Consider the following 11,987-nt stretch of genomic DNA (forward strand, 5'->3'; position numbering starts at 1 on the left):
ATTGAAAAACAAATTATAATTACATGAAAAAGCAAACCAGTTTCTCAACCAAAGGACAAAGAGCTGACATAGGTGACTTAACCATTAATCGATTGTTAGCGAATAGATATACAGATGCAGTTGGTCCGTTTGTGTTTTTAGACCATATCGTTCCGAAATTTCACTCATCTTCCATAAGTAGTGGGACTGGTGGACATCCCCATCGAGGGATAGCTACATTAAGCTATATTATAGATGGAGAAGATGAGCATTTTGATAGTGCCGGGAATTACGCGAAAGTATATTCAGGAGGAATTCAATGGATGAAAGCCGGAAATGGTATTATCCATGATGAAACATTAAATGTAGATTCCCGCACAGGCACCAATCGCACGCATGCTTTCCAGTTTTGGATTAATCTTCCTGCAAAAAACAAAGCCGAAAAACCAGAATATCTAGCAATTCAAAGCGAGGATGTACCTGGAAAATCACTATCAAACGATAGTGGTTGGATAAAAGTAATCGCGGGAGATTATGAGGAACTACACTCCAAAATCCCAAATTACTCAGAACAGTTTTTATATCATATCCATCTAGAAGCGGATAGAAACTTCTCAATTTCAATAAATGAAAATGTGGAAGTAGCGGCATTCCTTCCAAGTAATAATACAACACTTAACGATATTGAATTTCAAGCAGGAGAATTTATTGAATTCGACAGAATTGCTGGTGAGATAACCATTGAAAATAAATTACAGGTAGCTACTGATATTATTTTATTTGGTGGTGAGCCCTATACAGAGCCAATTATTGCAGAAGGTCCATTTGTAATGAATAATTTAACTGAAATAGGGGATGCTTATAGCGACTTCTATTCGGGGAAATATGGCCAAATAGTTCAAAAAAGATAGTTAAGAGAATGGTTATTAATAAATCTGATCAGATTAAATTAGCTGTTTTGCTAGTATTGGCCATTCTGATAATTATTAGTATATGGTGTGGTGTAAGAGATGAATTTACTCATAGAATGTAGGTTGATCGCATTGGTTAGGGTAGGGTGTAATTCAAAACTTTGGAAAAGTAGAAACTAATGCTAAATTCTTTATAAACTCCTTGGGAAATAGATCTGAAAGTTATCAATAAATTTGTGTCTTATATATGAAAAAGAAAATAGACAATACTGTAATACAAGTGAAAACAATTTTTACCCTGGTAATTTTAATGGTTTCCACCATATTATCGGCTCAAAATATAGAAGAATCTACCATTCAAAATGAGTTCCGATTAACGGGCGACAGCATTTCTTTTCCTCTGACGATTGTAAATGCTTTTCCTTTTATTTCCGGAGAAGTTAACGGAGTCAAAGGCAAATTTATGTTTGATACAGGGCACCAAGGCGCATTAGATATCAATAATAATATTGTTCCGCTATCTTCCGAAAGAGCAACAGGTAGGGGCTTTGTAGCGAGTGGTCAGAAATTTGAAAAGTTTACGAATGATACTATTAAAGAATTACGTTTGGTAAATGGCTTACATTTTCAAAATCTTAAACAAATCCCTAGTGCCAATTACGACTTTTTACAAAATAATATAACTCCTGATTGTATAGGTTATATAGGTTATGATTTTTTCAAGGGATATATGTTCAAATTGGATTATACTAAAAGGAAACTTACTTTCTATAAAAGTACTCCGGAAAGAGAAACTTCAAAGGATTTTTTAAGCGGAGAAAAAGTATTGGGTATATTAAACTTCGAAATTAGAAATCTACCCAATATTCCTATGATAAAAGTAAATATAGATGATGTTGAAATGTTAGGATTATTTGATACAGGAGGTTCTTATGGGCTTCTCGAATTTACTGAGAAAGATACTGAAAATCTTACAACCAAAAATTATCTTAAAGACTATGGGAAGGATGGTTATGATGAAGATTTATTTGTTCTGAGCAATGTAACCGTAAGTAAGCAATTAACTACCGATTTTATAGGCATTCATAAAATTGAGGAATCCAGTCAATTTAAAAAGGCTATAGGAGTAACTGAGGATAATCTTTTAATCTTGGCTTACCGATTTCTGTCAAAATATAAGACTGTATGGGATTATGACCATAAAAAAATCTATGTTTTAGAATATTAAAAAGACCTAATACTAGTGGTGTGTAAATTAATAAATAATATAAAAATGAAAATAAATATGCTCCTGTTGTTAGTAGTCTTGATAAGTATTAGCTGTAGTTCAAAAATCAAGACTACAGATAGAATGCATAGAGATCGTATTGGGTTTTTCGATGAGAACAATATGAATCTTTGTGTATTAAACGAAAACGATGGTAGTATTGAAGTCTTAGTTCATATAGAGGATTCATCAAGTGGTCTATACCGGCGAACTGTGTGGAGCCCAGACGGTAAACAATTTGCTTTCACCGGAACAGTAGATGGTGTTAGAGGAACTTATATAGTCGATGCTGATGGCAGTAATAGAGAATTAGTACTCAAGCCAAAAGGAAAATCAGATGAAGGTGTTTTGGATTGGCATAGGGATTTAAAGCTCATTTTTGTCTTGAAGAACATAGATGGTAACGCAGAGATATATAGTGTAAAAGATAGTTTGCAGCTTACGAATCTTACCAAATCACCTAGTTGGGAGTTTTTTCCAACAGTGTTTCCTGATGGCCGTATAGCTTTTGTCTCGAACATAGATGAAAAGGAGGGTGTTGAAAATTCTACGTTCAAGAATGTATATGTGTTAGATCCATACAGTGCAGGCTTTAAATTTTTATTATCAATTGAGGGGATGAGTATGGAGAGCGTATCGACCACAGGAATATTTCCAGATATTTCACCGGATGGGAAATCAATGTGCTTTACATTAAAAGGGGATATTTACATCATAGACACTGATGGTAAAAACAGAAGGAACATTACCAACACCCCCAATCTAACAGAATTGACCCCTTCATTTTCTTTAGACGGTAAATCAATAGTGTATAGTGGGGCAAGTCAACCCGAAACTGATTTCCTCTCTATTAATAAACCAACTATGAATTTATTTAAGATCGATATCAAAACGCTGGAAAAAGAGCAAATCACATTTGGTGAGCATAATTATTTCACACATCCTCTATATCAACCATATAAATAGCAGTATGCATATAAGTTATAAAGTCCGTGATAGATTTTGGTTGAAAGTTGAAATGAAAACTGAAGAGAGAAGAAGAAATCACATGATGTATCATATATAAATCAGAGATCCAGTACCAATTTATTAGACACCTAAACATTTACAATCATGCAAAGAAAAGCAACCGCCGTTTGGAACGGCACAATTAAAGAAGGCAAAGGAAACCTGACTTCCCAAAGTGGGATTTTAAAACAGACTCCTTACACTTTTGTCTCCCGTTTTGAAAACGGAACAGGCACCAATCCCGAAGAACTGATGGCAGCGGCGCATGCCGGGTGTTTCACTATGAAATTGAGTGCTGACCTCACCACTGCCGGCTACCAGCCGGAGGAACTGACCACTACCTCAACGATCACACTGGATAATGGTGTTATCACAAAATCTGACTTGGTCTTGACTGCGAAAATAGCTGGGATTACCGATGAGGAATTCCAGAAAATAGCAAAATCCGCTGAAGAAACCTGTCCTGTAAGTAATGCATACAATCTGGAAATAACCTTAGAGGCAACTTTAATATAGTGTTAAGATTAAAATGAAGACATTAAAAAAAATACATATGCTTTCGGTGTTCTCGCTTTCGGCGGGTAATGCTGTTGCTCATAAAAATGATGAGGCATCTAGTGGAAGGAAGGAATACACCACGGAAGGAAAAAATGTCAAATTAATCGTCACTGATTTGGGAAAGGGTAAACCTCTTGTGTTGATCCACGATGGACATTGAGCGATGACTTGTATGAGTACCAGTGTCAATTTTAATAAAAGGAAATCAACAACTAAAACGTTAAAATAAAATGGGAAATAAAGAAATCGTATTAAGGGCAATGAATGAACTGTTTCACGAAAAGGACAGTACAGCAATAGAACGCTATTGGCATAAATCCTATCAGGAGCACAACCCATCCATGATCAATGGTCATGAAGGGCTTAGAATGCTTTTAAGTGTTTTGGATTCAGGTTTTAAATGGAATCCCGGTATAATCGTGGAAGAAAATGATATTGTTATTGCGCAAAGTCTTGTAAATAAGTGGGGACCTGTGCCGGTAATATTGGTCGATATTTTCCGATTAAAAGATGGTAAAATAGCTGAACATTGGGATGTAATACAAGAAGAGGTTCTTGCCTTAAAATCTGCTTATGGGAATGTAATGACTTCCTTCTAGTGTAAGGGAAGAAAACTTGCCTTGTTCGGGTACAGCGATTCCTAATTGGGCCAATTGCTTACTATCCTGCAAAAGCTGTTGATATGAGAACTCTGTATTGCACATCTGGGGTTGTCTTTTTCCTGTCACTCTGTTTCAGGAAAATATATATCTTTTTTTTAAGTATTTATTATCAACATACCATCACTTTCGCTAGCGAGAAAAATTATACAAGCTTCTTTCTAAAGATATAAACATACCTCATCGACAAATACAAGCATGTGCAGATTACTTCCACATTATCTGGAGTAGTTAGAAAAGGAAAATGCAGATTATTGTGAGGAGCAATGTATGGCAGAAATGACGAATGAAGCGCTTGAAATAGAACTAATGGGAACAGAAGTTTTAGACCAGGACGACAGCGCCAGCTAACGCTGCTCACTTAGACCTAACTCGTTAAACTATAACAAACAAAAAAATGGGAAATAAAGAAATCGTATTAAAAGCAATGAATGAATTGTTTCACGAAAAAGACGGTACAGCGATCGATCGCTATTGGCATGAATCATACCAGCAGCACAACCCATCGATGATCAATGGTCACGAAGGACTTAGAAGGCTTTTGCCTTTTTTGGATGCAGGGTTTAAGTGGTACCCAGGTATAATCCTGGAAGAGAATGATGTGGTTATTACGCATAGTCTTGTAAATGGTTGGGGACCTGTGCCGGTAATAGTGGTCGATATTTTCCGATTAGAAGATGGGAAAATAGCAGAACACTGGGATGTCGTACAAGATGAGATCCCTGCCTTAAAATCTGCTAACGGAAATGCGATGACTTCTTTCTACAGTACTCTATTAATAAATGTGAGGGGAAAATGATTCTCAATATAGAAGATCCCAAACCAAATATCTATTGAATTATAAAACTGATAAAAATGGCAAGAAGCATCCTCACTTTAATTCTTCTTCTTTCTTTCAACATTTATTCCTCTGCGCAACAGAAGTCCTTCATGGACTATGTGCTTAGCTGGGATGGTGAATCTTCTATATTAAAGGTTGAACTCACCTATTCCGCCGCTCAAAAAGACAGCACCGTATTTATATTCGGAGATCCTAGTTTTGGCGGACAGAAAGATATATTTAATGTGATCAAAAATATCCGTTGCGCAGAACCTGAAGTGCTTAAGATAGAAGAAGCGGACAGACGGATCACCGTATATCACAATGGGGCAAAAAAACACAAATTGACTTATGAAATAGACGGTTCACTCCCCGCTGACAAACCAACTATGGTGTCTCAGCGGGAACTGTTCCGACCTGTTATCACCAAAGGGGTGTTGACGCTGGTAAATAAGCAGTTTGCCCTGGCCATAACCGATAAAAGTAATCCGCTGGTATCATTCAGCTGGCATAGTTATCCTGAAGATGCCAGCTATTTCAATTCTGTCCAGCCCTCTCAAAAAGATCCATCAGAAAAACTTTCCGCCCATTACGACGAGATTTCGAATTTGGTGTGCTTTGTTATGGGGGACAACATTGAGGTAAGGGAATACAGCATTATGGATGTCCCTTACTATTGCGTGACCACGAAAGAAGATACCTATGGAAATGATTTGCAGGGGAGTCTCAGTCCGTTTTTTGAAAGCTATTTCCAGAGCATCCACAGATTTTGGAATGATACCGATTTCCCTTTCTATTTTTTATCCGTTACGGCACTGCAAAACAACCAAAAAGAAATAGGTGGGGGTGGATTTGGGATAAAAAACGGATTTGTCATGAAGTTGGGAAGAGTATTCGGCCTGCGGGAACAGTACGTAACGGCACATGAAACTGCCCACACATGGGCAGGAATCAAAATCATGCTAGGTGAGGATAGTTTTGACCATCAATGGTTTGGTGAAGGGTTTAACGATTACACCGCAATAATTAATCTGGTAAACAGCAAAATTTACGGGAGGGAGGAGTTTCTGAATTACCTTAATGACGATAATTTCAAACAGCATTACGAAAGCGAGATCAAAGGTGCGCACAATGATTCCATTGCCGCAAATTACTGGACGGATTATGCCAATTATGGAAAACTTCCCTACAGGCGGGGGTTTATCTACGCATTTTACCTCGACAACCAGATCAGGTTAGCGTCGAACGGAAAGTTTACGCTGAGGAATACGTTGCTCGACCTCTACGCGCTTAGAAAGACAAAAAAGAAGGATGAGATTTTAACGGTTGAAGATTTTATAAACGTAGGTGCGGCCTATCTAGATAAAAAGGAGCTGGCAGCGCAGATATCACGCTATATGATATCAGGTCAGCCCATTGATTTTAACACGGTAAAACTTATTGGGGAATTTGAAGTCGAAATCGACGAAACCATACCGAAGGTAAGCTTAACTGAGCGTGCCGATCTATTAAAAATATATCAGTGGTAATGACAACAATTCACCAAATTAACTACTGACCTATGGTGTTTTCACCGCTTAATATCAACTGGCAATTGTCTTAAATAAATTTAAAAATGAAAAACAAGCTAACAGGGAACAGATATATCATGGATGTAGGCGTTTTGAAAACCGAACTCTACTTCGAGACTGATGAATCCATGGTTTTTACTGTAATAGAAGGAGGAGGATTGACCAAGAATGGCTATTCTGAAAGAGTGGAAACCACAATCGCCGAGATTCGGCCGCAGGTATATATGGTGGCATGGAAAGAAATTTCAGGTGCTACTGTGACGCATGTCGAGGATCATAAGAATGGTATTATTTATAGCAATGCGACCTTGCCTGATGGTAGTTTTTATACCATGAAAGGTACAATACGGCTTATATAGAACTAAAGTCAGAAAAAATGGAATTAATAGAAACATTACAATGGCGGTATGCCACCAAGAAATATAGTAGTAAAAAAGTAGCTGATGATAAATTGGAAAGGATAATAACAGCGATCAACCTTTCCGCATCTTCATTTGGAATGCAGCCTTATAAAATATTGATAATTGAAAACCCGGAGGTAAGGAAGAAATTGAGTGCTTATTCATCTAATCCACAAATTACGGAAGCCTCTCATTTACTGGTGTTTGCTGTATTCGATTCAATTAAACAGGACACAATAAAAAGGTACATTGAGTTGATTGCCAAGGAGCGTGAATTGCCTACAGAAAGCTTGAAAGTCTTCAAAGAAAGAGCTCTAAATGGACTATTGTTAAAATCAGAGGATGAAAATCTTATTTGGACTACAAAGCAGGCATATATCGCTTTAGGTACAGGACTGATAGCAGCGGCAGCAGAGAAAGTTGATGCAACACCTATGGAAGGATTTGATGCCGGGCATTTTGATGAATTGCTAGGGTTAAAAGAAAAGGGATTGAAAAGTGTTGTGTTGTTGGCATTAGGCTATCGTGATGAGGTAAATGATTCCAATGCCCGGCTGAAAAAAGTTAGGTGGCCAAAGGAAGATTTTGTTATAACCATAAAATAAAAAGTAAACAAAGTAAACGAAGCAGGGGCTAGGCAATAAGGTAGAATTGCTTTGTTACAATGAAAACGGAGCTCCTTTATAAGTGTACAGAGTCTATAAAAAGCTTATGAAGGTAGATAATGTAGATTTGGTGATTGATAAAAACAATCGCATCTCAATATAATAGATGACACAGAAAGTAATTTTAGAAAAATAAACATTAACAAGAGTTATGAAGAGATTGGAAAACAAAGTAGCAATCATTACAGGTGGAGCAGGAGGACTGGGGGCAGCAGAAGCAGTCCTGTTTGCAGGTGAAGGTGCAAAAGTGTTGATAACTGATATCAAGGAAGATGGTCTAAGGGACGTATCGAATCAAATAACAGCTAGTGGCGGTACCGTCCATTATATGAAACACGATGTCACCTCTGAGCAGGATTGGAATGAGGTTGTAAAAAAAGCCATTGAGCTCTATGGTTCGATTCATATTCTGGTGAATAATGCCGGGATTACTGGAAATATATTGAACAGCTTGGAAGAAACATCCCTCGACGAGTTTAAAAAGGTTGTGGATATAAACCTGATAAGTCAATTTATAGGAATCAAGGCTGTGGTGCCCCATATGAAAAAAAACAAGGGAGGATCAATCATCAACATATCCTCTATTGCAGGATTAGTCGGATCGGCTAAGGCCACAGCCTACACCGCCTCTAAAGGTGCCGTAAGAAGTTTTACAAAAGGAGCCGCCGCCGAATTTGCCGGTGATAACATACGGGTTAATTCTGTCCATCCGGGATATGTTGATACCCCAATGACGAAAGGTCTGCAAAATTCAGAAGAATTCAAAAAAATGGCTATTGGCATAACTCCTCTGGGGCGCGAAGCAGTTCCAGAGGAAGTAGCCTATGGGGTACTTTACCTGGCTTCAGATGAATCCTCTTATACTACTGGCTCAGAAATGGTCATAGATGGTGGAAACACAGCTGTTTAAAATAACACTTTAAAATAAGCTTATGGTTCAAAGAGAAATCCAAAACAAGTGGTCAGTGATCCCACAGCGGAATAGCCTTATCCACAAACAGAGTCTCGTTTTGCCAGCCGAAAAATGGGAGGAGTTTGACCCTTTTTTGGTGATGGCTGAAGACAATATGAAAAAGGGAGCATTTGATTATCACCCCCACAGAGGAATCGAGACGGTTACGTATATGATAGATGGCGTGCTTCAGCATAAGGATAATCAGGGAAACAAAGGGGAATTGAAAAAAGGGGATGTGCAATGGATGACCGCTGGCAAAGGTATCCTGCATATAGAAGAGGCCCCGGAAGATGGCTTTGCACATTTGCTTCAATTATGGGTAAACTTGCCTGCAGAGAATAAGATGGCCGAACCCCGGTATCAGGAAATTTCCCATACAGAGGCGCCCGTACGCAAGGAAACTGGAGCTGAAATAAAAGTGATTTCCGGATCTTCAGGAGGTGTTGTTTCTCACACAAAAAACTATGCATCTGTAACAATGGTTGAAATCACTTTACAGGAGTCGCATACCGTTGTGCAGGATTTATCTGCGGATTTCAATGGCTTTATTTATGTCATAGCCGGTGCCGGTATTTTTGGTGCAAATAAAGTGGCAGGTAAAAAGAACGATGTTCTTTGGCTGAAACCGTCCGTTGAAGAAGCCAGTGAAGTTGAATTATATGCTACTGAACCATTGTTGTGTGTAGTGATAGCGGGAAAACCTTTAAGAGAGCCAGTTGCGGCAAAAGGTCCTTTTGTGATGAATACCGAGGAGCAGATAAAACAGGCCTTTAAGGATTTCAGGGAAGGAAGGTTTGGGGAGTGGCCTCAAAACTAAGTTGGATTTGCTGCTCGCAATTCGGTGTTGTTAGAATAGTGGCCGTTCTTCTGATTTAAAAAACATCCAGAGGTTACAAATGAAGCTTAAATATGCAATTACAGGAGATGGTTCTAATGAGTTAAATAGTTAAATATTAATTATGCTTGATATAGTTATAGAAGCCAGAAAGGCTGAACTTTCCCCAGGGTTTGCAGTGAAACGCATCCTGCCCTATCAACTTCGCAGAATGGTTGGGCCGTTTATTTTTATGGATCACGGTGGTCCACTGAATATCCCTACTGATTCTGTAAGTAGTCTTGATGTATTGCCACATCCCCATATTGGGTTGTCCACAGTCAGTTACTTGTTCAGTGGGAATGTGACCCATAGGGATAGCCTGGGTGTGGAGCAGGTGATAAAACCGGGTGAGGTAAACTGGATGACCGCCGGGAAAGGAATTACGCATAGCGAACGCTTTGAAGATCCGGCGATGTTGGCTGGAGGAGAACTGGAAATGATACAAACCTGGGTAGCGCTTCCCGAAAAGTATGAAGAAAGTGATCCCACGTTTGAGAACTATCAACCGGAACAATTACCTGTTTTTACGGATAGAGGTGTTTGGATGCGCTTGATTGCAGGAGATGCATATGGCTTGAAAAGTAATGTCAAAACGCACTCCCCCCTGTTCTATGTGCATGTGGTGTTGGAGCCGGGCATACATTTCGGATTGCCTATGGGGCACAGCGAAAGAGGGGCATACATGGTCCGGGGCAGCGTGGAAGTAAATGGGATCACTTATAGGGCAGGAAAACTGTTGGTGTTCACAAAGGGGGTTGACCCATTGATAGTAGCCAAAGAACAAACCACATTATTAATACTCGGAGGCGAACACCTGGGGGATCGGTATATCTGGTGGAATTTTGTGTCCAGTAGAAAAGACAGGATTGAACAAGCCAAAGAGGATTGGAAACAAGGACGTATGGATTTACCGCCTATGGATAACGAAGAGTATGTGCCCCTGCCCGAAAGCAAAAGCAAACCTGCCGGGGGGCCTCCTCCCAATGCGCTTTCATAAATAAGCTCTTAGCCTGAGTTCGTCCTTAATTTATTGATCAACTTTTCCAATGTTGATGTTTAGTTGACATTTCTTAATATCTGCCAGAGTTTATGGTAGCATTGGACTCTTAAAATTAATTGAAACTTTGGAAAAGGTTTGTTTAAACTAAGTCAGAACATATACCATGCGGTATAATTATCGATTAATTAATCGAACTCAGGTTCTTAGTATAAAGGGAGGAGTTGAAGATCATTAGAAATAAAATATGAATCTATATTAATTGTATTAAAAAGAAGATAAAATGGAAATAGGAATAGATAGTTTTGCCTCGGCAATGTATGGCAGCAACTCCCTCAGCAACGTAGATGCGATGGAACAGTTGTTGGACCGAATCTCAATAGCCGATGAAGCCGGTCTTGATGTTTTTGGCATCGGTGAACATCATAAAAAGGAGTTTCTGGATTCTGCCCCGGAAGTGATTCTTGCTGCAGCGGCTGCAAGGACCAAACGGATTATTCTTGGCAGTGCTGTTAAAGTGTTAAGCACGGATGATCCCGTAAGAGTTTACCAAAGTTTCGCAACCCTCGACCTCATCTCCAAAGGTCGGGCAGAATTGGTCGTAGGCAGGGGTTCTGCGATAGAAGCCTACCCGCTGTTTGGTTACAATCTAAAGGATTATGATGCCCTTTTTAAAGAAAAACTGGGATTATTGCTGGAAATACGAGAAAAAGAATTCATTACGTGGAAAGGCAAATTCAGACCCGCCCTTGATAACCTGCCTGTATATCCTAGGGCAATGCAGAAAAAATTGCCTATTTGGCTGGGAGTGGGTGGTACTCCTGAATCATTTGTGAGGGCGGGATCATTGGGATTGCCCTTAATGGTGGCCGTAATAGGTGGTGAAACAGAACGGTTCCGGCCTCTGGTCGATCTGTATCGGGAAGCCGGTCAAAAAGCCGGGTTTTCACCAGAGCAGCTCAAAGTCGGACTTCATTCTCCCGGATATGTGGCTGAAACCACTGAACAGGCGATTTCAGATTATTACCCGGGGTATGCCGAGTTGTGGACCAAATTAGGAAGAGAGCGTGGATGGCCACCGGTAACCCGGACACAATTCAATTCATTGGTCGCTCCTAAAGGAGTATTGGTAGTTGGCGGACCAGAAGAGGTTGCTGAAAAATTGGAAAGGCATAGTAAGGCCCTTGGTGGCATTGACCGGTTTACGTTCCAAATGGATAATGCGGGATTGTCTCACCAGCAATTGTTACACTCCATTGAATTGATCGGTGCAAAGGTTATCCCGCTTATTAAGCAATCCGTATAAAGGCTTTTTTATC

At 39.4% G+C, this 11,987-nt stretch carries 14 protein-coding genes; all 14 read left to right on the forward strand.

All coding sequences use genetic code 11. From position 1 onward, the window contains the following. The first annotated feature begins 23 nt into the window (after positions 1 to 23). The 14 genes from LZF95_RS05875 (at position 24) to LZF95_RS05940 (ending at position 11,974) form a co-directional block, all read left to right on the forward strand. Positions 24 to 890, forward strand: coding sequence for a pirin family protein (locus LZF95_RS05875; protein WP_233754049.1), 867 nt, complete (start codon positions 24 to 26; stop codon positions 888 to 890). Between the two features lie 247 nt (positions 891 to 1,137). After that, positions 1,138 to 2,118: a hypothetical protein gene (locus LZF95_RS05880; protein ID WP_233754050.1), complete on the forward strand. Its 981-nt coding sequence runs from the start codon at positions 1,138 to 1,140 to the stop codon at positions 2,116 to 2,118. A 45-nt stretch (positions 2,119 to 2,163) separates the two neighbouring features. Beyond that, positions 2,164 to 3,123 (forward strand): hypothetical protein, encoded by a 960-nt coding sequence (locus tag LZF95_RS05885; RefSeq protein WP_233754051.1) that lies wholly within the window; start codon positions 2,164 to 2,166, stop codon positions 3,121 to 3,123. 147 nt (positions 3,124 to 3,270) lie between these two features. Next, positions 3,271 to 3,681, forward strand: coding sequence for an OsmC family protein (locus LZF95_RS05890; RefSeq protein WP_233754052.1), 411 nt, complete (start codon positions 3,271 to 3,273; stop codon positions 3,679 to 3,681). A 13-nt stretch (positions 3,682 to 3,694) separates the two neighbouring features. Continuing rightward, positions 3,695 to 3,883, forward strand: a complete 189-nt coding sequence (locus tag LZF95_RS05895) for a hypothetical protein (protein WP_233754053.1) — start codon at positions 3,695 to 3,697, stop codon at positions 3,881 to 3,883. A 70-nt stretch (positions 3,884 to 3,953) separates the two neighbouring features. Further along, the gene (locus tag LZF95_RS05900) at positions 3,954 to 4,322 is read left to right on the forward strand and encodes a nuclear transport factor 2 family protein (protein WP_233754054.1); all 369 of its coding nucleotides are present in this window, start codon (positions 3,954 to 3,956) and stop codon (positions 4,320 to 4,322) included. A gap of 457 nt (positions 4,323 to 4,779) precedes the next feature. Continuing rightward, a complete protein-coding gene (locus LZF95_RS05905; RefSeq protein ID WP_233754055.1) occupies positions 4,780 to 5,181 on the forward strand; it encodes a nuclear transport factor 2 family protein in 402 nt (133 codons plus the stop codon). Between the two features lie 56 nt (positions 5,182 to 5,237). Beyond that, complete coding sequence (locus tag LZF95_RS05910) at positions 5,238 to 6,731, forward strand: hypothetical protein (protein ID WP_233754056.1); 1,494 nt, start codon at positions 5,238 to 5,240, stop codon at positions 6,729 to 6,731. A gap of 86 nt (positions 6,732 to 6,817) precedes the next feature. After that, positions 6,818 to 7,132: a hypothetical protein gene (locus LZF95_RS05915; protein WP_233754057.1), complete on the forward strand. Its 315-nt coding sequence runs from the start codon at positions 6,818 to 6,820 to the stop codon at positions 7,130 to 7,132. 17 nt (positions 7,133 to 7,149) lie between these two features. Continuing rightward, a complete protein-coding gene (locus LZF95_RS05920) occupies positions 7,150 to 7,779 on the forward strand; it encodes a nitroreductase family protein (RefSeq protein ID WP_233754058.1) in 630 nt (209 codons plus the stop codon). Between the two features lie 211 nt (positions 7,780 to 7,990). Continuing rightward, complete coding sequence (locus LZF95_RS05925; protein ID WP_233754059.1) at positions 7,991 to 8,749, forward strand: SDR family NAD(P)-dependent oxidoreductase; 759 nt, start codon at positions 7,991 to 7,993, stop codon at positions 8,747 to 8,749. Between the two features lie 22 nt (positions 8,750 to 8,771). Then, the gene (locus tag LZF95_RS05930) at positions 8,772 to 9,611 is read left to right on the forward strand and encodes a pirin family protein (RefSeq protein ID WP_233754060.1); all 840 of its coding nucleotides are present in this window, start codon (positions 8,772 to 8,774) and stop codon (positions 9,609 to 9,611) included. 142 nt (positions 9,612 to 9,753) lie between these two features. Continuing rightward, positions 9,754 to 10,668, forward strand: coding sequence for a pirin family protein (locus tag LZF95_RS05935; protein WP_233754061.1), 915 nt, complete (start codon positions 9,754 to 9,756; stop codon positions 10,666 to 10,668). Positions 10,669 to 10,951: 283 nt separating this feature from the next. Then, positions 10,952 to 11,974: an LLM class flavin-dependent oxidoreductase gene (locus tag LZF95_RS05940; RefSeq protein ID WP_233754062.1), complete on the forward strand. Its 1,023-nt coding sequence runs from the start codon at positions 10,952 to 10,954 to the stop codon at positions 11,972 to 11,974. Positions 11,975 to 11,987: the final 13 nt, after the last annotated feature.

The organism is Algoriphagus sp. AGSA1 (genome assembly GCF_021390545.1).
GTDB lineage: Bacteria > Bacteroidota > Bacteroidia > Cytophagales > Cyclobacteriaceae > Algoriphagus.

Bases quoted from the DNA above. Each gene is read 5' to 3' on its own strand.
- LZF95_RS05935 (WP_233754061.1), top strand. From the start codon at position 9,754: ATGCTTGATATAGTTATAGAAGCCAGAAAGGCTGAACTTTCCCCAGGG.
- LZF95_RS05920 (WP_233754058.1), top strand. From the start codon at position 7,150: ATGGAATTAATAGAAACATTACAATGGCGGTATGCCACCAAGAAATAT.
- LZF95_RS05875 (WP_233754049.1), top strand. From the start codon at position 24: ATGAAAAAGCAAACCAGTTTCTCAACCAAAGGACAAAGAGCTGACATA.
- LZF95_RS05905 (WP_233754055.1), top strand. From the start codon at position 4,780: ATGGGAAATAAAGAAATCGTATTAAAAGCAATGAATGAATTGTTTCAC.
- LZF95_RS05940 (WP_233754062.1), top strand. From the start codon at position 10,952: ATGGAAATAGGAATAGATAGTTTTGCCTCGGCAATGTATGGCAGCAAC.
- LZF95_RS05890 (WP_233754052.1), top strand. From the start codon at position 3,271: ATGCAAAGAAAAGCAACCGCCGTTTGGAACGGCACAATTAAAGAAGGC.
- LZF95_RS05925 (WP_233754059.1), top strand. From the start codon at position 7,991: ATGAAGAGATTGGAAAACAAAGTAGCAATCATTACAGGTGGAGCAGGA.
- LZF95_RS05880 (WP_233754050.1), top strand. From the start codon at position 1,138: ATGAAAAAGAAAATAGACAATACTGTAATACAAGTGAAAACAATTTTT.
- LZF95_RS05900 (WP_233754054.1), top strand. From the start codon at position 3,954: ATGGGAAATAAAGAAATCGTATTAAGGGCAATGAATGAACTGTTTCAC.
- LZF95_RS05895 (WP_233754053.1), top strand. From the start codon at position 3,695: ATGAAGACATTAAAAAAAATACATATGCTTTCGGTGTTCTCGCTTTCG.
- LZF95_RS05930 (WP_233754060.1), top strand. From the start codon at position 8,772: ATGGTTCAAAGAGAAATCCAAAACAAGTGGTCAGTGATCCCACAGCGG.
- LZF95_RS05915 (WP_233754057.1), top strand. From the start codon at position 6,818: ATGAAAAACAAGCTAACAGGGAACAGATATATCATGGATGTAGGCGTT.
- LZF95_RS05910 (WP_233754056.1), top strand. From the start codon at position 5,238: ATGGCAAGAAGCATCCTCACTTTAATTCTTCTTCTTTCTTTCAACATT.
- LZF95_RS05885 (WP_233754051.1), top strand. From the start codon at position 2,164: ATGAAAATAAATATGCTCCTGTTGTTAGTAGTCTTGATAAGTATTAGC.